This is a genomic window from Adlercreutzia sp. DFI.6.23, assembly GCF_024462535.1.
GTDB classification, from domain to species: Bacteria; Actinomycetota; Coriobacteriia; order Coriobacteriales; family Eggerthellaceae; genus Adlercreutzia; species Adlercreutzia rubneri.
The window spans coordinates 135,259-157,743 of record NZ_JANGBP010000006.1 but is presented as its reverse complement, the minus strand read 5'-3'; the positions used below and the strand labels follow the sequence as shown (position 1 = coordinate 157,743).

Below are 22,485 nucleotides of genomic sequence, written 5' to 3'. Positions count from 1 at the left end.
GCGGCACAATGTGCGACGTTTGGGAGAAATTTTCCCTGACAAAACTCGCCAGAAACGAGGGTGGTATAGAACAAGCAAGGAAAAGGCCGACTCGGGGCCGGCCTTCTTCTTGGGAGGGTGAGGGGCGATGCGCCTTGCGCGCAGTGGTACGCCTTGGGCGCCTTAGCAGTTGCGGGCGGTGAGGTTGCCCGCGGTGATGGCGTTCTGGATGCTCAGCGGCTCGGCGGCGTCGCCAATCACGTGCACGTCGAACTCGCCGGACAGCTCGTCGGCCAGAGCCGTGTTGGGGCTCATGGTGGAGGCGTCCACCACGCAGTCGCAGGCAAGGGTGACGTCCATGCCGAAGCTGTTCGTGACGACGATCTCGCCGTCGCCCACGCTCTTCAGCGTGCACTCGGGCATGAGGCGGCCGCCGGCGGCGAAGAAGGCGGGCTTCACGAAGGCGTTCAGCATCATGGCCTGACCGGTGCCGAAGGCCTCGGCGGGCTCCGGCGCGACCACCGTCACCTTCTTGCCCTGGGCGATGAGGTAGTGGGCCGTGTCGGTGGCCTGAGCGTTGAATCCGAGCACCGCCACGCGCTCGCCGATCTCGCTGGCCAAAAAGTCGGTGACGCCAATGACCGGCGTGGCGGCCGTGCCCGCAGCCGCCAGCTCCGGCCGTACGCCGCCGGTGGCGACGATAACCACATCGGGGCTCTGCTCACGCACGAAGGCCGCGTCCACTTCCTGGCCGGTGACGACGTTCACACCTTCCACTTCCAGCATACGGGAGAGGTAGTTGCGCAGACGGCCCAGGCTCTCGTGCTTGCCCTTCACCATTTCGGCGAAGTCCAAAAGGCCGCCCAGGCCGTTCTTCTCGTACAGCGTGACGGCGTACCCGCGCTCGGCGGCCACGCGCGCCGCCTCCATGCCGGCCGGGCCGCCGCCAATGACCATGACGTTCTTGTCGCCGTCGGCCGGGCGCACCTCGTAGCCCTCGGGCATGGCATCGGTGAACACCGAGTTGTTGCAGGGATTCACGCGGCACAGACCGCCCAGGCAATTCAGGCAGCGGCAGCAGGGGCGGATCTCGTCGATGCGGCCCTCGCGCAGCTTGTTGGCGTATTCCGCATCGCAGTTGGCCACGGGACGGTGCATATAGATCATGTCGAGCCACCCCTCGCTCAGGGCGTTCTCGAAGTAGTCGGGAGCAAGCGCCGGATCCATGAACACCACGCCGCCCACGGGGATACTCACGTGCTGCTTCACGTAGCGGCAGGCGCCCATGATGAGGCCGCAGCCGGAGTGCGAGCCGTCGAGCAGCCCGCTGAAGTGGCTGTCGAAGTCGTAGAAGGTGCCGAAGCTGGTGGCGCCGTCGTAGCCGTAGCCGGCGAAAACGCCGTCGTTGACAAACTGGGCCTCGTGGAAGGCGAAGGTACCCAGGCGCAGCTCCAGGGCATCGGCGCCAGCGGCCTCGAGGGCTTGACAGATAGCCACGGTTTCCTCGGGAGTGTTCACCAGCGCGTTGTCGCCGAGAGCGCCGTCGTTCTCCTCGGCGCCGTTCACGAGCACCTGCACCACGAAGTCCGCACCGCAGCGCTCCTTGATGCCGCGGATAATCTCGCAGGCAATGCGCGTGCGGTTCTCGATGGTGGCCGGGCCGTAGGGGTCATCGGCGGCGCGGTCGTTGCCGAAGCGCGAGAAGAACCGTGCGGGCAGGTTGTCGCCGGCGGCATTCAGATCGATGCCGTCGAAGCCGATGGCCTGAAGGCGGGCGGCCCCGTCAATGGTGTCCTCGATGTACGTCTGGATGTCGGCGGCCGATAGCAGGCTGGCCTTGTGGGTCTCGCCCTCTTCGCCCATGTTCTCCCACAGATACACGATGCCCGGCGTGGCCGTCTTCATCTGAATGAGGCACGGCACGTCATAGCTGTGCACTTCGGCGCAGATAGCCGCAAGCGGGCTTTCCTCGATGGTCATGCGCATATCGTTGTCGGCCACATTCACGCGCTTGTCCAGCCGCTCGAGCATGATATAGCTGCCCTCGACGAACACCGCGCCCATGCCACCGGCGGCGATGCGGCCGTGATAGGCCACGGCCTTCTGCTCCTCGTTGGGCACCATGGAGCTGGCCGCCGACTTGATGAGGCGGTTCTTCAGCGTGAGCGAACCGATCTTCAGCTCGGAGAACATAGTGGTGTTGGCGAAGTCCTCGATGCTGTTGGTCGTAAAGTCCCAGTCCTGGGGATTGATCTGCGCGTAGGGCGAAGCGGTGCTTCCCGTCTGCGACAACGCCGGGGACGTCGCATCACCGGACGCCGCTGCCTCGCCGCCGGCCTCAGCCGCACGAGGCTGCGGGGCGCACCCGCCCAGAAGCCCAAGCCCAAGCGCGCTTGCACCCAGGGCCGCCGCGCCTATGCCGCCCAAAAACCCGCGGCGGCTTACCGTTGCTGCTGTTTTCGTCTCTTCCATCGTGCTCATGCGAGCCTCCCTTTCTCTCCTTCGGCACGTTTCCGTTCCGTTTTGCCGCCCCACCCAACGCCGCCGGGATCAGTGCGCTCGCTGCGGCTTGTCGCCGCCTTGGCAAGTGGCCCTGGAGGGCGTTCGCGGCGGGGATGAGGACACGGTAGGACGGAAGCCCAGTTCAACGCATCGACCCGATGGAGGTAATTGCGAAAATATTTCCAGCATCGACCCGTTAGTACGATAGGAACGAGGCGGGGTGAGCGTCTATAATCTAGAGAGAAAGGAGGGGCCCGTGACATTCGATTCCGCGAAACCGCTGGTGGTGGAAATCGGCCTTGGCTGCTATTTCTGGCTGGCGCTGTGCACGCTGCTGTCGGGCGCGCTGTACCCCGCGCTGGAGGTGGGCACCGCTTGTCAGATACCGCTGACACTGTCGTGCGACGCAGGGCTGCTTCTGGGCTTCGCGGGGTGCCTGGCCGTGGCGCAGAGCGGCGGGCGGACCTTCGGGGCATCGAGCCTTGCGGGAACCGACCGCACTTCCGGCGCCGTCGTGCTGCCGTTTCTGCTAGCCTGCACGACGAGCGCCTCCATCTTGCTGCGGGCGGGGATGCTCTTCGAAGATGCAGCGGTACCCATGATCGCGGGCGACGTGCTGCTCGGCGCGTCCTTGGCCGCTGCCGGATACCTCTGGTGGCTCGCCTTTTCCGGCGAACCGCCGCGCGGCGCGTTCCTTCGGCTCGTGCGCGCGCTGCTCGGCGCCAGCATCGCCTTTGTCGCGCTCAGCCTCATGCCGCGCGGCATTCTGCTGCTTTGCGCCTGCTTGGTGGCGCCCGTCGCCATGGGTCTGGGACTGGCGGCGCAGCTCCCGGAAACCAAAGCGAGCAGCAGCAAGGCTCATCCTGGAACCGGCGAAGACAAGACCCCCCTAGCCGCTGACGTGCTGCGCAGCGCCGAAGTCAAAAGCGCGCTTAACGCCGATGCCGCCAGCACCGGCGCCGAAGCCGAGCGGCCCGCGCCCTTGCCCCGCGTGCTCTCGGCCTCCATCGTCATCTCGGTCTTCGTGGCCGATTTGCTGCTCAGCCTGTTCCCCGTGTCGCTCTTCTCGGAGGCAAGCCCGCTTTTCGCGCCGCTGACCGGCGACCCAGCCGCGGCGGTCCTCGGCAACCTCACCGAGCCGGCCTTTATCGCTGCGCTGCTCATCGCCCTGTTTTCGGTCGCCGCCCTTCTGCTTGAAGAGCGCGGGCGCCTGCGCCTCCCGCTCGTGTGCTCCGTGGGATTTTTCGCCGTGGCCGTGGGGTTCGTCACCTTCCCCTACCACCTTCCCGGCGGAGCACCCATCGGCATCGCCGAAGCCGGGCGCGTCATCATTCTCGTCTTCATCATCATGGCGCTTCTGCGCTACTACCAGGGCTGCCCGCCGCAGGCGTGGCTCATCCCCCTCGCCCGGCTCGCGTGCCTGTGCGCCCTGGCCATGGCCGTGGCCGACGTGCTTGTCATGACGCTGTACCTGAACCCGGCCCTCGACCTGTTCGACTTCACCAACCGCACCATCTTCGGCGGCGTTGGCGTCCTGGTTCTGGTGGCACTGCTGCTGGGGCCCATGCCCCATGTCTACGAGGTCGTGCGCCGGGGGGCATGCCACTCGGAAGCCGCAGGGAGCAATGCCGAAAATACCGACGAAGGAGCCGAAAGCGCGGCGGCGGTTTCCCTTCAACGCGAGGAGCTGGCCGAAGCGCACCTGGACGCCTTCGCCAGCACCCACCGCCTCTCGCCCCGCGAGCGGGAGATCCTAGGGCTCATCTCGAAGGGCCGCGACGTTCCCTACATCGAGCAGGAGCTCGTGCTTTCCAAGAGCACCGTGAAGACCCACATCCGCCACATCTACGAGAAGTGCGAGGTCTCCTCCCGCCAGGCCCTGATCGACCTCCTGCAGTCGCACCCGGGAGACTGAGGAAGCAGCCTCATTGAGGCCAGCACTCCCCCTACAACGGCGCACGCCGCGTCATCCAGCTCGGCAGCGAGTCGGCCGAGCAGGTGGGTCTCCCTAATCGTCCACCTGCAGCTCGACGAAGGCGCTTTCGGGGCTGTGCTCGCCGGCATCGTTCACCGAGCGCACGCGCAGCACGTAGAAGCCCGCCTTCGCCGGGGTATAACCGAAGGTCCAGATGGGGTTCTGGTTGTCGTTAAATGCGGTACACGAGACAGGTGGCGTAGGCGGTGATGCCCTCTTCGCGGCCTTCGGGACCCAAGTGCTCGGTGGTGGTGGCCTTCACGCCCACGTTCTCCACGGGAAGGCCCATGGCGGCGGCCAGGTTCTCGCGCATGGCCTCGCGGTAGGGAGAGAGCTTCGGAGCCTGGGCGGCAATGACGCTGTCCACGTCGATGATCTCGAAACCGCGCTCGCGCACGAAGCGAGCCACCTCGGCGAGCAGCTTAAGCGAGTCGGCATCCTTGTAGGCCGGGTCGGTGTCGGGAAACAGCTTCCCGATGTCGCCCCCGCGCACGGCGCCCAAAAGCGCGTCGGAGATAGCGTGGGCCAGCACGTCGGCATCGGAGTGCCCGTCGAGCCCCTGATGGTGCGGAATGTCCACCCCGCCCAAGATGAGCTTGCGGCCCGGAGCAAAAGCATGCACATCCATTCCCAGCCCCGTCCGAAGATTGCGCAGGTCGTTCATACCGGCTCCTTCCGCCTTCTTCCATCACGCATATCGCCTCTGAAAACCCTTCTCATTTCCTTCTCGGTCATCGAAAAGGCTCGTTTCTGCAGCAAATCGCGAGTTATAAGCGTCTGAGCGATGCGCTTCACCGCATTCCAGGTTTTCCGCCCAGCAAAACCCCAGGTCAGAAATTCGCAGCTTTTGAATGTCTCGAACGAAGCAAGCTCCAGACGCTTATAACTCGCGATTTGCTGCAGAAAGTGGCCTCTTCGTTAACCGTCATCGATGCTCGGAGTTCAAAAGCATAGTCCGAACGGCACTGGCGAGAAGCACATAGTCCTCGGGCACCGTAAGCTTAATGTTGTCGCGCTTCCCTTCCACGATCAGCACTTTGCCGCCAAGCCGCTCGATGAGCGACGAGTCGTCGGTTCCCACGAAGCCGTCGGACAGCGCGCTCGCATGGGCGCGGCGGTAGATGCCCGCGCGGAAGACCTGGGGCGTCTGGGCATTCCAGAAGACCGAACGGTCGGGGGTGCCCACCACCACGCCGTCTTCCACGACCTTCAGCGTATCCACCGCCGGATGTGCCACAATGGCGCCGTCGGCATCGAAGTTGCCCTTGACCATGTTGATGGTGTGCTCGATGAGATCCGGCGACACGAGCGGTCGGGCGCCATCGTGCAGCACCACGTATTCGTACTCGTCGCCCACCATCTCGAGCCCCGAAAACGCCGACTCCTGGCGAATGGCCCCCGAGGGCGCGAGCACCACGGGCGTGACGAAGGGGAACGGGTCGATGGCGCGGGACAAGTACTCGTGCATGCGCTCCTCGGGGCACACGATGACGATGAGCCCCACATCTCCTACCGCGTCGAAGGCCTCGGCCGACCACGTAAGGATGGGCTTGCCGGCAATCTCCACCAGCTGCTTGCCACCTTCTTTGCCGAAGCGCTCCCCTGTGCCACCGGCCAGAATGATGGCCGCCGTCTGGGGCTTTTTGTCCACTTTGCCCTGCAGCTGCAGAAGCGGCGAGCTCAGGGCATCGAAATCGAGCTCATCCATGCAAAAGGACGGCTCGCGAAGAACCGAGGGCTCGGTGACGGGATCGATGATGTTCGGCATAAGTACCCCCTGAGGGCTCGTGGAATGTTGGGACATAGTATAAGCCATCGCGCGCATTTTCGGTTTTCTTCCGCAAATGCCACTTCAGGCCCGCTTTGGTAAGGCGCGAGGACGAAAAATGCCAGTTGAAGCCCGCTTTGGTAAGATTTCGAGCTCCAGAGGTCTTGCGCCCTTACCATTCCGGGGTCGAACTGGCATTCGGGAAGGGAAAATCGAAATCGTCCCCAATCGCGGTTCAGACATGAAGAAGGAGGCTCCGGGGAGCCTCCTTGTAGACGCGGTTAGAATACGCTCGAATTACGACTGGGCGCAGCTGCGTCGGAGCCGAGGCGCGGCCTCAGTTGGCACCGAAACGCAGCCGGGGCGGAACCGAAGGACAGCCCCGCTAGCGCCGAAAGGCCGCCCCTACTCCCCTCCCGCCAGAGAACCAGCGGGGGTGCCGGCGCCACGGCCGCTTCCCACGCCAGCGTGGCCCAGGTCGTAGTTCGTCAGCAGCAGCTCGGCGTCACGGGCGATGGAGTCGCGCTTGCGAGGCGCCGGGATGGAACCGGTTCCCTCGGAGAACACCAGCTCCTCACCGTCCTCGGACACGGTGACGTCCACCACCGAACCGCTTGTCCAGCGGCCCTCAAGGATCTGCTCGGACAGCGGATCCTCCAGCATGCGCTGGATGGCGCGACGCAAAGGACGCGCGCCGAAGGCGGTATCAGTGCCCTCTTTGGCCACGAGGCGTTTGGCGGCGTCGTCCAGGTTGATAGTCATGTTCTGGGCAATCATGCGCTCGCGCAACTCGGCCACCATGAGGTCGACGATCTGCACGATCTCGTCCTCGGTCAGGCTCTTGAACACGATGATCTCGTCGATGCGGTTCAAGAATTCCGGACGGAAGGCGTTCTTCAGCTCGTGCATGACGCGGCTCTTGATCTCCTTGTCGGAAAGCCCGTTCTGCCCCGAGTTCGAGAAGCCCAGCGTGGTCGTGGTGGTGATGTCGCGGGCGCCCACGTTCGAGGTCATGATGATGACGGTGTTGCGGAAGTCCACGGTGCGGCCCTGGGCGTCCGTGAGGCGCCCCTCCTCCAGAATTTGCAGCAGGATGTTGAACACATCCGGATGCGCCTTCTCAATCTCGTCGAAGAGCACCACCGAGTACGGGCGCTGCCGCACGGCCTTGGTGAGCTGGCCGCCCTCGTCGAAGCCCACGTAGCCCGGAGGCGAACCCACCAGGCGCGACACCGTGTGCTTCTCCATGTACTCGGACATGTCGAAGGACAGCAGCGCGTCCTCGGAGTTGAACAAGAACTCTGCCAGCGCCTTGGAAAGCTCGGTCTTGCCCACACCCGACGGCCCCAGGAAGATGAACGAGCCGGCCGGGCGCTTCGGATCCTTCAGGCCGGAACGGGAGCGGCGGATGGCTTTGGAAAGCGCCGTGACGGCCTCGTCCTGGCCGATGATGCGCTCGTGCAGGACGCCTTCCATACGCAAGAGCTTCTCGGTCTCGGCCTCGGTGAGGTTGCTCACGGGCACGCCGGTGGACATGGATACCACGTCGGCGATGTCCTCAACCGTGACGTTCTGCACCGTCTTAGAGGTGTCCTCTTCCCATTGCTTCTCGGCCTCTTCGCGCTCCTTCTTCAGAGCCTCTTCCTCGTCGCGCAGCTCGGCGGCGCGCTCGAAGTTCTGGTCGCCGATGGCGCGGTCCTTCTCGGCGCGGCACTTCCGCAGCTTCTCGTCCAAGTCGCGCAGCTCTTTGGGCAGCGTCATGTTGCGGATGCGCATGCGGGCGCCGGCCTCGTCCATGACGTCGATGGCCTTGTCGGGCAGGTAGCGATCCTGGATATAGCGGTTCGCCAGCTGCACGGCGGCGGTCAGCGCCTCGTCGGTGAAGTGCACGCCGTGGTGCGCCTCGTACTTGTCGCGCAGGCCCTCCATGATGCGCACGGCCTGTTCCTCGTTGGGCTCGTTGATGGTAAGCGGTTGGAAGCGGCGCTCCAGCGCAGAGTCCTTCTCCAGGTGCTTGCGGAACTCCTCCAGGGTGGTGGCGCCGATGATCTGGATCTCGCCGCGCGACAGCGGGGGCTTCAGAATGGCCGCCGCGTCGATGGAGCCCTCGGCGGAGCCGGCGCCGATGATGGTGTGGATCTCGTCGATGAACAGCAGCACATCGCCGGCGTCCATGACCTCCTTGATGACCTTCTTCAGGCGCTCCTCGAACTCGCCGCGGTACTTCGAGCCGGCCACGAGCGCGGAAACGTCCAGCGTGATGAGGCGCTTGTTGCGCAGGATGTCGGGCACCTGGTTGGCCACGATGAGCTGGGCCAGGCCTTCGGCGATGGCCGTTTTGCCCACGCCGGGCTCGCCCAGAATGAGCGGGTTGTTCTTCTGGCGGCGCGAGAGGATCTGCATGACGCGCTCGATCTCCGAGGCACGGCCGATCACCGGATCTAGCTTGCCCTCGCGGGCCTTCTTGGTGAGGTCGGTGCCGAATTCGGTGAGCATGGAGTCCGATGAGCTGGGCCCGTCGAAGCCCGTGCGCCCGGCGTAGACCGGCGACTGGCCCACCAGGTCGTTCAGCGCCCCGCGCACGTCGTCGCCGGAGACGTTCAGCCGGCCCAGCACCTCGAGCGCCGTGCCCTCGCCCTCGCGCACGATGCCGAGCAGCAAGTGCTCCGTGGAGATGTAGGACTGCCCCATCCGCATGGCCTCGCGCAGCGAGTTCTCCAGCACGCGCTTGACGCGCGGCGTGAAGGAGAGGTGCCCCGAGACATCGGTGTCCTCGTCGATGGTGACCACCTGGCGGATGGCCTGAACGACGCCGTCGTAGCTGACGTTCAAGCGGTCGAGCGCCTGGGCGGCAAGACCGTCCTTCTCCTGGATGAGGCCGAGCAGGATATGCTCGGTGCCCACGTAGGGCTGGTGAAGCGAGCGCGCCTCATCCTGAGCCAGGACAAGCACTTTGCGCGCCTTGTCCGTGAATTTCTCGAATGACATGGTTGCCTCGTTCCTTGGGTTGGTGCCCTTCTGCGAATGCTTTCTCTCTGGTAAAACTGACACGTCGGGCACGGTAAATAGTTCCCGTGCAGTTTAGCACTCCCTATCTTGAATTGCTAAACCTGGGTCTTGGAAACCCCCTATTTGTGGGCACGTTGTGAGGGATCCGCAGAAGAATTCCGCGAGGGAGCTTCCTTTTCAGGCTCTTCGGCAACTGCGCGTTCGACCTCCTCGTCGGCGGCGCGCTCCTCCTCGTCGCGGTTGTCTTGACGGGCGTCCTCGCGGCGGACGTCGCGCTCGATCTTGCGCAGGTTGGCATTTTGGAACTCGGCCACGAAGCCGGCCGAGAAGATGCCGCCGGGAATGGCCACGAGCGCCACCGAGAGAAACATGATGACCGAGCCCACAATGCGCCCCGCCGGCGTGATGGGCACCAAGTCGCCGTAGCCGGTGCTTGTGACAGTGGTCACGGCCCAGTAGATGCCGGACAAAAGGTTGTTGAACTTGTCGGGCTGAGCCGGGTGCTCAATCTCGTACATCACGACACTGGCCACCACCACGAGCATGGCGATGACCAGAAACGACGCCACGATTTCATGGTAGTGCTTCGAAATGACGCGACCGATGGTGCGCAGCCCGCGCATATAGCGGGAGATCTTTATCAGGCGCACCAACCGCACCACGCTGATGACGTTCTGCAGCGCGGGCGTGACGGGCAAAAACCATGCCGCCATATTCGGCCCGAAGGACAAGAGGTCAATGATGCCCCACGGCGAGAAGATATAGCGCAGCCGAGCACGAGCCGGCGTGCAGTTACCGTAGGCCAAATCGGCAATCCAGATACGAGCGATATATTCCACGAAAAAGCACACCGTGGAGAATCGGTAGAAGCCCTGGATGATATTGGCCGCCACCGGATCGAGCCCCGGCTGAGCGGAGACGAACACCACCACGGCATTCAGGAGGATGAGCGCGAACAGCGCACCTCCGACGATCTTCGCCGGCCAGTTCGCCCGATTCAGGTTCTCCAGAGCGTAGAAGGTTTCCCGTTTGAACGTGGAGGAGTCGCCCAAGCGCCGACGCAGGCTCTCGCGGCGCGTGCGCTCCTTGCGCCGCCGGCGCTCCTCGCGGCGCTCCCACCGCTCGCGGGCAGCGCGCTCGTCGTCTTCGTCGCGTTGCCGTTCGTCATCTGTGGCGCTCATGGGGCACCTCCTCTCCCCTCTCATTTTAAGCAGGGGCACCGCGGAGATGCGCCGTCATTCACCAGCCGTCAAGAAGCTGGATACAAAGGACGGCCCCCTTCGCCGCAGTTGCGAAGGGGGCCGTCCTGGAGTCGTCAGCGCAAGCGCCTAGTACAGCTTGGCGCCGGCGGGGATGTGGTCGTCTACCATGAGGAGGTTCAGGCGCTCCTCGGGCTCGCCGTCGTCGCCGGGCACCTCGTGGATGGCGGACATGAGCATGCCCTCGGAGGCCACGCCCATCATCTTGCGCGGCGGCAGGTTGGTGATGGCGATGAGCGTCTTGCCCACGAGCTCCTCCGGCTCGTAGTAGGCGTGGATGCCCGACAGGATGGTGCGGTCGGCGCCCGTGCCGTCATCTAAGGTGAACCGCAGCAGCTTCTTCGACTTCGGTACCGCAGTGCACTCCTTCACCTTCACGGCGCGGAAGTCCGACTTGCTGAAGGTGTCGAAGTCCACCTCGTCTTCAAAGAGGGGCTCGATGACGACGTCGGAGAAGTCGATGGGCTCGGACGCGGGGGCCGCAGCGTCGGCATCGGCGCTGCCGGCAGCTTCGGCCGGCTCCTTCTCAGTCGCGCACACCGGCCTCCCGTCCCCGAGCACCTCGTCCTTCATGTGGGGGAACAGCAGCACGTCGCGAATGGACGGCGCATCAGTGAGCAACATGACCAGGCGGTCGATGCCGATGCCCACGCCACCAGCCGGCGGCATGCCGTACTCCAGCGCGCGGATGTAGTCGGCGTCGAAGCCCATGGCCTCGTCGTCGCCCATGTCCTTGGCCGCCACCTGGGCGCGGAAGCGCTCGGCCTGATCCACCGGGTCGTTCAACTCGGTGAAGGCGTTGCCGTACTCGTGGCCCAGGATGAACAGCTCGAAGCGCTGAGTGAGCTCGGGGTTCTCCGGATGCTTCTTCGCCAGAGGCGAGATCTCCAGCGGGTGGTCGACGACGAAGGTGGGCTGGATGAGCTTCTCCTCCGCCACGGCCTCGAAGATCTCGGAGATGAGCTTGCCCTTGCCCCAAGCCGCCTCGGCATGGCCGCCGTTTTTCTCCAGAATGGCCACCAGCTCCTCGCGGCTGCGGTCGAAGGACACCTCCTCGCCGGCGTGCTCGCTGGCCAGCTCCATCATGGAGGCGCGGCGCCAGTCGCCGGACAAATCCACCGGCGTTCCCTGGTACTCGATCTTCAGCGTGCCGCAGGCTGCCTCGGCCGCGGCCTTGATGCAACCCTCGGTGAGATCCATCATGGAGTTAAGGTCGCCGAAGGCCTCATAAGCCTCCATGGTGGTGAACTCGGGATTGTGGTACGGATCCATGCCCTCGTTGCGGAACTGACGGCCGATCTCGAACACCTTCTCGAAACCGCCCACGAGCAGACGCTTCAGCGGCAGCTCCGTGGCGATGCGCAGGTAGTAGTCGCGATCAAGCGCGTTGAAGTGCGTGATGAAGGGCTTCGCGTTCGCGCCGCCGATGATGGCATGCAGAAACGGCGTCTCTACCTCGTAGTAGCCCTGCTCCTCCATGTAGCGGCGGATGGCCGAGACGATCTTGAAGCGGCGCTCGAAGGTGGTGCGCACCTCGGGGTTCATAACGAGATCCACGTAGCGCTGGCGATAGCGGGTCTCCTTGTCCGTCAGGCCGTGGAACTTCTCGGGCAGAGGCCGCAGCGACTTGCTCATCAGCTCAAAAGAGTCCACCGCTACGGACAGCTGGCCGCGGCGGGTTCGCATCATAGTGCCATGGACGGCGATCCAGTCACCCACATCCAAATCGCACAGGGCCGCGAAGGCCTCCTCGCCGAGCGCGTTGATGCGGCAGAACAGCTGAATGTCGCAGCCGGACTCGCGCAGCTCCAGAAACGCGATCTTGCCCTGGACGCGCTTGGCCATGACACGGCCGGCGATGAGCACCTCATCCTCGGTGGACTCGCCGTCTTCCAAGTGCGCGTACTTCTCGTTCAGCTCGCCTACCGAATGACTGCGCTTGACCGAGTGCCCATAGGGATCGATGCCCGCGGCAATCAGCGCCTCGCGCTTGGCGCGGCGCACCTCGATGGGATCGTCTTCGATGATTTCTACCGCTTCGGCCATTCCGGTCTCCTAGTGCTCGATCTTGATAACGGTCAGCTTGATGTCGCGACCAGTGGGGCCGGTCGTCGTCACCTCGTCGCCCTTCTTGCAGCCGAGCAGCGCCTGACCCACCGGCGACTCGTTGGAGATCTTGCCCTCGTGGGCATCGGACTCGGCGCCGCCGACGATGGTGAACACGCGCTCACGGCCGTTCATGTCCACGGTCACCGTGGAGCCGATGTTCACCTTGCTCGAGCGCTTCGGCGCGTTCACAACGGTGGCCTCGGAGAGGATGCGGCTGATCTCGGCGATGCGCGCCTCCATCATGCCCTGCTCGTTCTTGGCATCGTCGTACTCGGAGTTCTCGGAGATGTCGCCGAACTCGCGGGCGACCTTGATGCGCTCGCCGATCTCGGCACGCTTCTCGTTCTCGAGGTAGTGCAGCTCCTCCTCGAGCTTCTTCTTGCCTTCTTCAGTCAGCACGTAGTTGTCGTTAGCCATAATGATTCCTATTTTCTCTCTTATACATCGGTGGTGCGCCCGCACAACGCAGCGGGCGCACCACCGTTCTTGCCTGATGTTGTCGAAGGAGCGAGGTTACTCGGCCTTCTTCTTGACGACCTTCTTCACCGTCTTCTTCGGGGCGGCTGCAGGCTCTTCCACGACCTCTTCCACCACTTCGACAACTTCCTCGTCGTCGGCGGCTTCCTCGACGTCCTTCTCGCCGGCGCCCATGCCCTCACGCAGGTTCTTCACCGTCTTGCCGAGCGCGCTGCCGAGTTTGGGCAGGTTCTTCGGGCCGAAGATGAGCAGGATAACGACCAGGATGATGAGGAGCTCGGGAACTCCCATGCCCAGAATCTTCATGCAATTCCTCCATAAGGTCGGGCAAGGGGTCGCCTTGCCTTATCGGTAATCGCCCGCCGTCGTCTCGTTTCCGACGAGCAGTGCGCCCGGACCCTCCGCGCGCCTTTGAATGCGCGGGCAATGGTAACACAAACCCCCTCACCGCGCCGCGTTTCGCACAAATACTTCAACGACGTCCGCCGTTCAGCCTCCACCTCTCGCAAAAGGCGCGAAAGAAAAGCGGCGACCGTAGCCAGAAACAAATTTTTGCCACCCCGGTTCGAAGAGCCAGGCATTTTTCCTTGTCTGGCTACGGTGTTATCCTGATACAACAAATCGCCCCGGGGCTACGACCAGGCGATATGCCAGAAATCGATATGTTATCCACACGATACACCGTAGCCTGGGGCAGGATAATGACGCGATGCTTGCTGCGTCGTGACAAAAACACGCCTCGGGCTACGGTTCGCCGCAACCTCGATGGGATAGAATGGGTGTTCAGCATTCGCATCCAGAAGGAGCAGCTATGTACCGCATGACCGATGAGGAATTCGAAACCGCCATCGCCGAGGCCCTTGATGCGATGCCCGAGCAGTTCATGGAAGCGCTGAACAACGTGGCCATCGTATGGGAAGAAGAGCCAAGCGCCTACCATGTGGGCTATGACGAGGAATGGGACATCGAACCAGCGTTTGTCGAAGACGAAGATGGCCCCGAATCGTATACGCCTGCGGAACGCGATGCAAAAGACGACGCAGCAGCGGAAGACGCAGGCGGCGAATACGAGGCGGAGGACGACGAGGACGAATTCGACGACCTTCTCGGGCTGTTCGACGGGCTGTCCATCGTGGAACGGGCCAACGGCTACGACGACGACATCCCCGACGTCATCACCATCTTCAAAGGCCCACACGAGCGCTGCTTCAACAGCCGCGAGGAAATCGTGGAAGAGGTCGGCAAGACCATCATCCATGAGCTGGGCCACTACTTCGGCCTTAACGAGGACCAGCTGGCCGCCATGGGCTACGAGTAAGGGGGCAGGATAGCCCCGCGCCGAGCCATGCAACCCCTTGAGCGAAAGAGAGCGTGCGGCCCTATCGAGGCAGCAGGTTGCTTGCGTACTCCGTCCTTCCCGCCAGAACATCGTCGTAGAAGCCCTGTTTCCAATCGATATAGTCGATGCTCTTTTGCACCTCGACGAGTAGCTCCGCAAGTCGCGCGCGCTTGGCCTCGAGCATCGTTTTGCGCTCGGGAATGCTGGCGGCCCCCTGCAAGCACAGCGCTAGGTACTCCTTCATTTCCTGGATGCTCATATCGCAGCGCTTAAGGCACGTCAGACTTTTGACCCACTCGACATCGCGCTCGTCGAAAACGCGGCGGTTGTTCGCGCCTCGCTTCACATTGGGCACGAGCCCCTGGTTGCAGTAGAACTTCAGCGTCTCGTAGGTGAGGCCCGTCGTCTCGCACACCTGCTTCATGGAGTAAAGCTGCGTCATGTTTGTGAATGCTCCTTGCTTTCGCTGCCACTGCCCTTTTGCGGTAGTAACTACCGATTGATAGAGTCGCACTTTAGCAGCTGAAAGACATCCTGACAAGAAAGGATTCCCATGAACTCGTTCACTTACCAGTACCCCGTCAAGAACTACTTCGGCGAAGGCGCTCTGCACACCGCGCTCGCCGCCGAGCTGCCCGCCATGGGCGAGAAGGTCATGCTCGCTTACGGCGGAGGCTCCATCAAGCGCACGGGCCTCTATGACGAAATCGTGGCGGCGCTTCAAGATGCGGGGAAGACCGTCGTGGAATTCCCGGGCATCATGCCTAACCCCACCTACGAGAAGGTGCAGGAAGGGGCCCGCATCGCCCGTGAGGAAGGGGTCGACTTCATCCTCGCCGTGGGCGGCGGCTCGGTGTTCGATTGCTGCAAGATCGTCTCCGCTCAGGTGCTGCTCGACGAGGACATCGACGATTTCGAGCACGTGCAGGACAAGACGCCGACCGCCTTCATCCCGCTGGGGTGCGTGGTCACGCTCTCCGGCACCGGCGCCGAGCAGAACAACGGCGGCGTCATCACTAACGAAGCCACCAAGGTGAAGGGCCGGGGGTGCGGACGTTTTTTCGTACCTTCCTACACCGCCCAGCCCTCGCTGCGGCGGTACTCGTCGGGGCTCAGCCACCCCAGCGAGCGCTTCTCATCACATCGCGGCAGCGGTTTTGGGCGCAGACGATCAGCCACGCCTTCTCATGCTCGGCGTCGTTGAACGTGCGGGGATGCTCTACCAGCGAGAGAAACACTGCCTGGGCGGCATCCTCGGCCTTGGCGGCGCTTCCCAAATAGGAGTAGCACAGCCGGTACACCGCCCCAATGTGGAGGCGGTACACAGCTTCCACCTCGGTTTGCGAGGCCACGGTTTCTCCTTCCCTTTCCTCTAACACGATTGGGGAAGGTGTTTTGTCGGAAGATTTCGGAAAATGCTTTACCCCAGCTGGCTTACGAGGTTGTCGGTTTCGCGGGCGATGCGCATCTCCTCGTCGGTGGTGACCACGCAGATTTTGATGGGGCTGTCGTCGATGGAGATGATGCGGTTCACGCCGATCTGGCCCACCACGTGATTGCGCTCGCGGTCGAGGATCATGCCCATGTGGGCCAGCCCGTCGAAAATAAGCTCGCGCAGCTCAGCGGAGTTCTCGCCGATGCCGGCGGTCATCACCACGGCGTCGGTGCGGGTCATGGCCGCGTAGAAGCCGCCGATGGCCTTCTGCACCCGGTACACGTACATGTCGATGGCCAGCCGCGCCTGCTCGTTGCCCGCATCGGCCGCCGCCAGCACGTCGCGCATGTCGGCCGACAGCCCCGACACGCCGAGCACGCCGCTCTCGCGGTTCAGCACGGCATCCATCTCGTCGAAGGAGATGCCCTCGCGGCGCATGATGTAGGTGAGGATGGCCGGGTCGATGGAGCCGGAACGCGTGCCCATCATGAGACCCTCCAGCGGCGTGAAGCCCATGGTGGTATCGATGGACTTCCCATGGTTGACCGCCGTAATGGAGCCGCCGTTGCCAAGGTGGCACGTGATGAGGCCCAAGTCGCGCAGCGGACGGCCGAGCAGGTTCGCCGCCTGCTGGGCCGCGTAGCGGTGGCTCGTGCCGTGAGCGCCGTAGCGGCGGATACGATAATCGTCGTAGTAGCGAGCCGGCAGCGGGTACATGTAGGCCTTCGCGGGCATGGTGGCGTGAAAGGCCGTGTCAAAGACGGCGACCTGGGGCGTGCTTGGCATGAGCGCGGCCATCATATCGATGCAGGCGTCAGCCGGCGGGTTGTGCAGCGGCGCCAGCTCCTCACACAGCTCAAGTTTCTCGCGGGCCGGCCCGTCGATGATGACGGACTTGGTGAAGTACTCGCCGCCGGCCACGATGCGGTTGCCGATGGCGTCAATTTGCGAAAGGTCGCTGATGGGACTCTCCGGATCGTCCACCAGCGCTTCCAAAAGTTTCTTCAGGCACTCGGCTACCGTCATATCCGCCACATGATAGGTGACCTTCTGGAAATCGGGCGCAAAGGCCACGTTCATGTAAGCGTCGGGGGTTCCCACCTTCTCGGCCAGGCACTTCATGAGCGAAACCTTGCCGTCAGTCTCGATAAGCTGGCTCTTCAGCGACGACGAACCCGCATTCACGACCAGTATGCGCATGAGCATTTCCCTTCCATACAAGAAGAGCCGGCGCGGGGCCGGCTCTTGAATTCGATGGTCGGGTTGACAGGATTTGAACCTGCGGCCTCTGCGTCCCGAACGCAGCGCTCTACCAAACTGAGCCACAACCCGAAAGTGCGTCCTTGCGGACAGCGAACGCTATGATACCACAGAGCACGCACAGTGCAAGGGGGAAGTCAGGGGAATTTTACGCCTGCCCGCGCTCGGCGAGCTTTTGGGCGAGGTAGTCTTTCGGCACCACCTTCACCACGATGACGCCGTCGCTGATGACGTCGCCGTCCCCGTCGTAGGCGGCCACGTCCCAGTACAGCTTGTAGCCGGCCTTCGACGACGGTTTGCGCTCGGCGAGTTTCGCCACGCCGCGAGCCACATCGCCTTCCCGACCGCTCTTCTTGTGACGGATGGTCACCTCCACGCCGAAGGGCTGCTCGGTCTCCAAGTCGCATGCCAGCTCGCCGCCGGCCGAAGCGACCGATTCCAGAAGCGCGATAGTGGCGCCTCCGTGCAGAAAACCGAAAGGCTGCAAAAGCGCCGGAGTGATGGGCATCTCTGCCTCGACGAGGCCCGGTTCCACCTTGGTGAAGTGAACGCCCAGCGTGTGGTTGAGCCCCTGCGTCTCGCGCTTCTGCGCTACTTCCAAAGCAGCGCCCGCCAGATTCGTTCCCGTCATCACTCTCGTTTCCTTTCGCGCCGGACGCCTTCGCGGTGCCCGTCTATTTCGTTTTCTTCGGAGCCTTCCCCGACCCGGACTGCGAAACCTTCGCAGACACCGACACCTTCTCGGCCTTGGCCTCGGCGGAGTCCCACTTGGCGACCTCGTCGGCCTCCACCTGCTTCACGGCCTCCACCTTGTCGGGCAGCTCGTGCTCCATGGCTTCGGCCTTGCCCTTCAAATCGCGCTTTCCCAGCGGCATAAACGCCTTTATGCGCTGGATGACCACTGCGCCCACGAGGAACGGCAGCCAGAACACGATGCCGCGATAGACGATGACCACGGCAAGACCCGTGGCCGAGCCGATGCCGAACAGCGCGAAGGCCACGGTCACCGCCGCCTCCACGACACCGACGCCCTGGGGCACAAAGGAAATCATAGCGAACAGCGTGGCCACAACATACCCGCAAATGAGCGCTTCTGGGTGGTGCACGCCGAACGCGAAGCCAACGAGCACAAAGCAGCTCATCTCGCAGATGCTGGAAAGGGTCGTCCACAAAAACGATTGCACCGTCTTGCGCGGGTTCTTCGTGATGAGATGCGCAGCGCTGGAGAAGTTGTGGATCGTGCGCTCCACGGACTCGTCAATGGCCGGCTTCTTGAACTTCGCGAGGATCTTGTCGGCGAGCTTCACGAACGGACGCAGCACCTTCAGCACCAGCTGGGGCTTCAGCCCGCCCACAGCGATGACGAACACGAGGCCGCCCACGAGCGCCACGGCCACCAGCCCGAGCGCCAGCCACCCCGGTTGCAGCCCCACCGTGAAGGTGAGCACGCCGAAGGTGGTGAGCATGATGATGACGAAACCGGAATCGATGGATAGCTGCATGAGCAGCGCCGCCGTGGTGCCCTTGCCCGCCTGCATGCCGTTGCGCGTGGCCGTGGCCATGACGAGCGACGTGCCGGCCAGGTTCATAGAGGGCGCCACCGTGTTCATAAAGAAGGTGCCGAACACGAGCGAAAGCCCCGTGCGGTAGCTGATGTGCCCGTTCACCGTGTTGAAGCAGGCCTGAAAGCCGCGGCCCTGGGCCAGGTACTTGCACAGTTGGGCCACTACCGCCGCAATGATGAAAAAGGGCGTGCCCTGCTTGATGGTGTCGACAAGCTTCACCAGCGAGTCGCCGGAAAAGAATATGAATGCGAGCACGATAACGACCACCAGGCCGATCATGATCTTCTGCAAATTGCCGCGCATCAGCGCACCTCCGTCGTGGTAGGAGACAGGGGTAGGTGCATCATTATAACGCGCCGCCCACAAACTCCATGAGATCGCTGCGCAAAAGCCAATCGCGCTCGTCAGCCCCCGTGCCTTCCGCATCGGTTTCCAGGAACAGGAACCCGTAGAAGCCCACCGTCACCGGATCGAAAACATGGTAGGCGAGCACATGGCTGAACCGCTCGCAGAGCGCCGCGCCGTCGAAGGGACGCGCCAGATCGGCCTCCGGCGCCGGATTCAGAAGCGACATGGAGTAAACCTTGCCCGGGTGCGCCGCGTACAGCGCCGCCAGATCGACCGGCTCGTCTTCCAGGAACGCCTCGTAGGTGCGCAGGCCCACCCCGTAGAAGGCCACGTCCGTGCCGCCGAGGCCCGCGAAGCGCAAGGGGTTGAACTCGATGGGCGCGATAAAGTCGCCATCGACGCGCAGCTCCACATGCACGGGAATGTTACGGGCGCCCACCACCTCGTTCACAGCCGCCAGCCACGCCGTGAAGCGGTCATTCCACGCATCCACAATGGTTCCGTCGGTGAGATACATCCTGTCGGAGGTATCCTCGGGCCCGGCGAAATCGTGACGCAGGATGTTCAGGATATGGGGAGCGCCATCCTCGTCGAAGTAGGCGTCCAGGGCGTATTCCGTACCAGCGAGGTAGCCTTCGATAAGGTATTCGCTGCCGCCGACGACGCTTTCCGGATAGCGCTCATGCCAGCCGTCCTCGCGCCGGGCGATGTCGGCCACGGCCGCCGCCCAATCCTCGGGCTCTTCGATGACGTAGACGCCCATGGAACAGAAGCCCACCGCCGGCTTAAGCACCACCGGCAACGGCAGATCGGCGACGTTTACCGCTTCCAATCCCGCACGATCGACGGTCTTATGGAACAGGCCAGGGCTTAGAGGCGCGAGCTTCTCGCGCATGGCCGCCTTGTCCTTGAACAGGCGAATGGCATCGGTGAGCGTGGGGTTGTCCACGTGGTCGAGAATCCAGGCCAGAGCGTTCTCGGAGTTTGTGTAAATGCGCTCCCCCGCCTCCAGGCGCCGGGCGCACTCGTCGGCGTCCACCAGGTTCAACGTGCGGCCGCCCGCCACGAGCTTCTCGGTGAACCCGTTGGCGAGCACGGGATGCGCCGAGGCCTCCATCCAGTCGAGCAGCGGAACGGAGGCGTAGGGTTCATCGAGAATGATCATGGAAAGCTCCTTCGCATAGGGGACTTGCAAAACGGGCCCCTCGCTTGGAGGAGCCCGCCGGATTGCGCGCTTGGCGCGGAGGGGTGGCTAGCCGGCGTAGAACGACCACTGCACGGAGTCGCCGGCGGCCAGCTGGCGCACGTCGCAGGCTTCCATGACCGTCTCGTCGTTCACCGTGTACACCCAGCCGGAGGCCTCGCCTTCAGAGCCGTTGGCGATGCCGTTGATGGAGGTGACGAACTTGCCGTAGTCGCTGTCCTCCACCTGCACATCCCAGCCCGCAGCCTCGGTCGCCTGCAGCACCGTGGCGCCATCGGGCACCGTCACCTCGATGGTCTTGGGCTCGGCGCCGGCGCTTTCCGGCATCGTGATGGAGACGGGAACAACGATGTCCTCCGCCGCCTGGCCGGCCTCGATGGGGCCTTCCTCCTCGGCCACTTGGGCCGCCTGCTCGGCCGCGTTCTCGCCGTTGCCGCCGTTATCGGCCGCCTCCCCGGCGCAGCCCGGCACCACCAGCAAGAAGGTGAAGGCCAGGGCCACCAAGGCCACGAGCCACTGTTTGGGAAGCTCCGTGATATCGAATTTGTTCATAGTTCCTTATCCTTTCTTCCAGGGCCCTGTTGTTCGGCTCGGTGTTCCGACTTCGCCACCGCCGCGCCCTTCGGCGCAACGGCGAACCTTACGGTTACTGGCATAGCGCGGGCTTTCCACCCACATTTCCCGAGACGCGCATTGCCGCATTCTCATCCACGGCGCGCACCGCGCTCCCACGCGCGGCCCGACGGGCCATTGACCTACCCATTATGGCGCAAAACGGCCGCCCTCGAAAGAGCGGCCGCAAAGGGTTCGACAACCGACACTTTAGGCCCCAAGCAAGGCCCCAATCGTCCGATTAGTGATGGAACAGGCGCATGCCGGTGAAGGCCATGGCGATGCCGTACTTGTTGGCCACCTCGATGACGTTGTCGTCGCGGATGGAGCCGCCGGGCTCGGCGATGTAGTCCACGCCGGACTTGCGGGCGCGCTCCACGTTGTCGCCGAAGGGGAAGAAGGCGTCCGACCCCACGGTCACGCCGCTCATCTGCGCGATCCAGGCCTTCTTCTGCTCGCGGGTCAGGGCCTTGGGCTGCTCGGTGAACACGCGCTGCCACTCGCCGTCGCGCAGCACGTCGTCGCACTCGTCGTCGGACAGGTACACGTCGATGGCATTGTCGCGGTCAGGGCGACGAATGTCGGCCTTGAAGGGGAGGTTCAGCACCTCGGACATCTGGCGCAGCCACCACTGATCGGCCTTGTTGCCCGCCAGGCGCGTGCAGTGGATGCGGCTTTGCTGGCCGGCGCCCACACCGATGGCCTGGCCGTCCTTCACATAGCACACGGAATTGGACTGGGTGTACTTCAGCGTGATGAGCGCGACGATCATATCGATCTTTGCCGATTCCGGAATTTCCTTGTTCTCGGTCACCACGTTTTCCAGCAGCGCCTCGTTGATCTCGAAGTTGTTGTGGCCCTGCTCGAAGGTGATGCCGAAGACGTCCTTCAGCTCGGTCTCGGCCGGCACGTAGTCCGGATCGATCTGCACCACGTTGTAGGAGCCCTTGCGCTTGGTCTTCAGAATCTCCAGCGCCTCGTCGGTGTAGCCCGGCGCGATGATGCCGTCGGACACCTCACGCGCCAGATAGCGGGCCACATCGGCATCGCACACATCAGACAGCGCCGCCCAGTCGCCATAAGAGCACAGACGGTCGGCACCGCGGGCGCGGATGTAGGCACAAGCGATGGGAGAAAGCTCGCCCGCGTCTTCCACGAAGTACATGGCGCGGTCGGTCTCGGTGAGGGGATGGCCCACGGCGGCGCCGGCCGGGGACACGTGCTTGAAGGAAGCGGCCGCCGGCAGCCCCGTGGCCTCCTTCAGCTCCTTCACAAGCTGCCAGGAGTTGAAAGCGTCGAGGAAGTTGATGAAGCCGGGCTTGCCGTTCAGCACCTGAATGGGCAGGTCGCTGCCGTCCTTCATGAAGATGCGCGACGGCTTCTGGTTCGGATTGCAGCCGTACTTGAGTTCCAGTTCGTTCATGATTCTCCTATCTATGATGTTTCTGGGTCCTCGGGGGCGAAGCTACGCGGTATTCTGATTCGCTCAGACAGTCCTCGCTTTGTGGAAATGCCCACTGGGCATTTCCAGTCGCTGCGGAACTCGCTCGGTCAGAACACCCCGTATCTTCGCTAAGCTCAGCCGTAGTTGAGAGTGCGCAGTTGCGCTCGCTGCGGAACTCGATTGGTGAGCGGCGCCCCGCA

Annotated in this window: 19 protein-coding genes, 1 tRNA gene and 1 riboswitch; of the genes, 3 read left to right on the top strand and 17 right to left on the bottom strand. The window is 63.5% G+C overall.

Annotated features, from left to right (window positions below; translation table 11 throughout):
* Positions 1 to 162 precede the first annotated feature (162 nt).
* Complete coding sequence (locus NE591_RS07785; RefSeq protein WP_256156551.1) at positions 163 to 2,460, bottom strand: FAD-dependent oxidoreductase; 2,298 nt, start codon at positions 2,458 to 2,460, stop codon at positions 163 to 165.
* 277 nt (positions 2,461 to 2,737) lie between these two features.
* Between NE591_RS07785 and NE591_RS16260 the strand changes: the two genes are divergently transcribed.
* Positions 2,738 to 4,396, top strand: coding sequence for a helix-turn-helix transcriptional regulator (locus tag NE591_RS16260; protein ID WP_256156550.1), 1,659 nt, complete (start codon positions 2,738 to 2,740; stop codon positions 4,394 to 4,396).
* 232 nt (positions 4,397 to 4,628) lie between these two features.
* Here NE591_RS16260 and ispF read toward each other — a convergent pair whose 3' ends face one another.
* From ispF to tatA, 7 genes are all read right to left on the bottom strand, one after another.
* On the bottom strand, positions 4,629 to 5,120 hold the full coding sequence (ispF, locus tag NE591_RS07775; RefSeq protein WP_157012672.1) for a 2-C-methyl-D-erythritol 2,4-cyclodiphosphate synthase: 492 nt from the start codon (positions 5,118 to 5,120) through the stop codon (positions 4,629 to 4,631).
* A gap of 261 nt (positions 5,121 to 5,381) precedes the next feature.
* Positions 5,382 to 6,224: a 2-C-methyl-D-erythritol 4-phosphate cytidylyltransferase gene (gene ispD, locus NE591_RS07770; RefSeq protein WP_022738886.1), complete on the bottom strand. Its 843-nt coding sequence runs from the start codon at positions 6,222 to 6,224 to the stop codon at positions 5,382 to 5,384.
* Between the two features lie 405 nt (positions 6,225 to 6,629).
* Positions 6,630 to 9,212, bottom strand: coding sequence for an ATP-dependent Clp protease ATP-binding subunit (locus tag NE591_RS07765; protein ID WP_157012673.1), 2,583 nt, complete (start codon positions 9,210 to 9,212; stop codon positions 6,630 to 6,632).
* 140 nt (positions 9,213 to 9,352) lie between these two features.
* The gene (locus NE591_RS07760; protein WP_198161041.1) at positions 9,353 to 10,414 is read right to left on the bottom strand and encodes an ion transporter; all 1,062 of its coding nucleotides are present in this window, start codon (positions 10,412 to 10,414) and stop codon (positions 9,353 to 9,355) included.
* A 147-nt stretch (positions 10,415 to 10,561) separates the two neighbouring features.
* Entirely contained in the window at positions 10,562 to 12,538 is a 1,977-nt protein-coding gene (gene lysS, locus NE591_RS07755) for a lysine--tRNA ligase (protein WP_157012675.1), read from the bottom strand.
* A gap of 9 nt (positions 12,539 to 12,547) precedes the next feature.
* Entirely contained in the window at positions 12,548 to 13,018 is a 471-nt protein-coding gene (gene greA, locus NE591_RS07750; protein ID WP_022738867.1) for a transcription elongation factor GreA, read from the bottom strand.
* Positions 13,019 to 13,114: 96 nt separating this feature from the next.
* Positions 13,115 to 13,384, bottom strand: a complete 270-nt coding sequence (gene tatA, locus NE591_RS07745; RefSeq protein WP_114538803.1) for a twin-arginine translocase TatA/TatE family subunit — start codon at positions 13,382 to 13,384, stop codon at positions 13,115 to 13,117.
* Positions 13,385 to 13,889: 505 nt separating this feature from the next.
* Here tatA and NE591_RS07740 point away from each other — a divergent pair.
* The gene (locus NE591_RS07740) at positions 13,890 to 14,396 is read left to right on the top strand and encodes a metallopeptidase family protein (RefSeq protein ID WP_227069746.1); all 507 of its coding nucleotides are present in this window, start codon (positions 13,890 to 13,892) and stop codon (positions 14,394 to 14,396) included.
* Positions 14,397 to 14,457: 61 nt separating this feature from the next.
* Here the strand turns inward: NE591_RS07740 and NE591_RS07735 are convergent, their stop codons facing one another.
* The gene (locus NE591_RS07735) at positions 14,458 to 14,859 is read right to left on the bottom strand and encodes a MerR family transcriptional regulator (protein WP_114538802.1); all 402 of its coding nucleotides are present in this window, start codon (positions 14,857 to 14,859) and stop codon (positions 14,458 to 14,460) included.
* A gap of 111 nt (positions 14,860 to 14,970) precedes the next feature.
* On the opposite strand from NE591_RS07735, the gene NE591_RS07730 reads away from it, so the two are divergent.
* The gene (locus NE591_RS07730) at positions 14,971 to 15,621 is read left to right on the top strand and encodes an iron-containing alcohol dehydrogenase (RefSeq protein WP_114538801.1); all 651 of its coding nucleotides are present in this window, start codon (positions 14,971 to 14,973) and stop codon (positions 15,619 to 15,621) included.
* On the opposite strand, the gene NE591_RS07725 is transcribed toward NE591_RS07730, so the two are convergent.
* From NE591_RS07725 to NE591_RS07690, 8 genes are all read right to left on the bottom strand, one after another.
* Positions 15,530 to 15,769, bottom strand: coding sequence for a sigma factor (locus tag NE591_RS07725; protein ID WP_256156549.1), 240 nt, complete (start codon positions 15,767 to 15,769; stop codon positions 15,530 to 15,532). The genes NE591_RS07730 and NE591_RS07725 overlap by 92 nt on opposite strands.
* Positions 15,770 to 15,837: 68 nt before the next feature.
* Positions 15,838 to 17,052 (bottom strand): acetate/propionate family kinase, encoded by a 1,215-nt coding sequence (locus NE591_RS07720; protein ID WP_173111680.1) that lies wholly within the window; start codon positions 17,050 to 17,052, stop codon positions 15,838 to 15,840.
* Between the two features lie 55 nt (positions 17,053 to 17,107).
* A tRNA-Pro gene (locus tag NE591_RS07715) sits at positions 17,108 to 17,184 on the bottom strand.
* 76 nt (positions 17,185 to 17,260) lie between these two features.
* Positions 17,261 to 17,743, bottom strand: coding sequence for a PaaI family thioesterase (locus NE591_RS07710; protein ID WP_114538799.1), 483 nt, complete (start codon positions 17,741 to 17,743; stop codon positions 17,261 to 17,263).
* Between the two features lie 43 nt (positions 17,744 to 17,786).
* Complete coding sequence (locus tag NE591_RS07705) at positions 17,787 to 18,980, bottom strand: lysylphosphatidylglycerol synthase transmembrane domain-containing protein (RefSeq protein WP_173111677.1); 1,194 nt, start codon at positions 18,978 to 18,980, stop codon at positions 17,787 to 17,789.
* Between the two features lie 43 nt (positions 18,981 to 19,023).
* A complete protein-coding gene (locus NE591_RS07700) occupies positions 19,024 to 20,190 on the bottom strand; it encodes an ATP-grasp domain-containing protein (protein WP_173111674.1) in 1,167 nt (388 codons plus the stop codon).
* A gap of 87 nt (positions 20,191 to 20,277) precedes the next feature.
* Entirely contained in the window at positions 20,278 to 20,781 is a 504-nt protein-coding gene (locus NE591_RS07695; RefSeq protein WP_173111671.1) for a DUF4430 domain-containing protein, read from the bottom strand.
* Positions 20,774 to 20,931, bottom strand: a riboswitch (adenosylcobalamin-variant (AdoCbl-variant) riboswitch). (Overlaps the previous gene by 8 nt.)
* A gap of 151 nt (positions 20,932 to 21,082) precedes the next feature.
* Positions 21,083 to 22,264, bottom strand: a complete 1,182-nt coding sequence (locus NE591_RS07690) for a phosphoribosylaminoimidazolecarboxamide formyltransferase (RefSeq protein ID WP_173111668.1) — start codon at positions 22,262 to 22,264, stop codon at positions 21,083 to 21,085.
* Between the last annotated feature and the right edge of the window lie 221 nt (positions 22,265 to 22,485).

Coding starts and splice junctions, on each gene's coding strand:
- NE591_RS07785 (WP_256156551.1), bottom strand. CDS start 2,460: ATGAGCACGATGGAAGAGACGAAAACAGCAGCAACGGTAAGCCGCCGC.
- ispF (WP_157012672.1), bottom strand. CDS start 5,120: ATGAACGACCTGCGCAATCTTCGGACGGGGCTGGGAATGGATGTGCAT.
- ispD (WP_022738886.1), bottom strand. CDS start 6,224: ATGCCGAACATCATCGATCCCGTCACCGAGCCCTCGGTTCTTCGCGAG.
- NE591_RS07765 (WP_157012673.1), bottom strand. CDS start 9,212: ATGTCATTCGAGAAATTCACGGACAAGGCGCGCAAAGTGCTTGTCCTG.
- NE591_RS07760 (WP_198161041.1), bottom strand. CDS start 10,414: ATGAGCGCCACAGATGACGAACGGCAACGCGACGAAGACGACGAGCGC.
- lysS (WP_157012675.1), bottom strand. CDS start 12,538: ATGGCCGAAGCGGTAGAAATCATCGAAGACGATCCCATCGAGGTGCGC.
- greA (WP_022738867.1), bottom strand. CDS start 13,018: ATGGCTAACGACAACTACGTGCTGACTGAAGAAGGCAAGAAGAAGCTC.
- tatA (WP_114538803.1), bottom strand. CDS start 13,384: ATGAAGATTCTGGGCATGGGAGTTCCCGAGCTCCTCATCATCCTGGTC.
- NE591_RS07740 (WP_227069746.1), top strand. CDS start 13,890: ATGTACCGCATGACCGATGAGGAATTCGAAACCGCCATCGCCGAGGCC.
- NE591_RS07735 (WP_114538802.1), bottom strand. CDS start 14,859: ATGACGCAGCTTTACTCCATGAAGCAGGTGTGCGAGACGACGGGCCTC.
- NE591_RS07730 (WP_114538801.1), top strand. CDS start 14,971: ATGAACTCGTTCACTTACCAGTACCCCGTCAAGAACTACTTCGGCGAA.
- NE591_RS07720 (WP_173111680.1), bottom strand. CDS start 17,052: ATGCGCATACTGGTCGTGAATGCGGGTTCGTCGTCGCTGAAGAGCCAG.
- NE591_RS07710 (WP_114538799.1), bottom strand. CDS start 17,743: ATGACGGGAACGAATCTGGCGGGCGCTGCTTTGGAAGTAGCGCAGAAG.
- NE591_RS07705 (WP_173111677.1), bottom strand. CDS start 18,980: ATGCGCGGCAATTTGCAGAAGATCATGATCGGCCTGGTGGTCGTTATC.
- NE591_RS07700 (WP_173111674.1), bottom strand. CDS start 20,190: ATGATCATTCTCGATGAACCCTACGCCTCCGTTCCGCTGCTCGACTGG.
- NE591_RS07695 (WP_173111671.1), bottom strand. CDS start 20,781: ATGAACAAATTCGATATCACGGAGCTTCCCAAACAGTGGCTCGTGGCC.
- NE591_RS07690 (WP_173111668.1), bottom strand. CDS start 22,264: ATGAACGAACTGGAACTCAAGTACGGCTGCAATCCGAACCAGAAGCCG.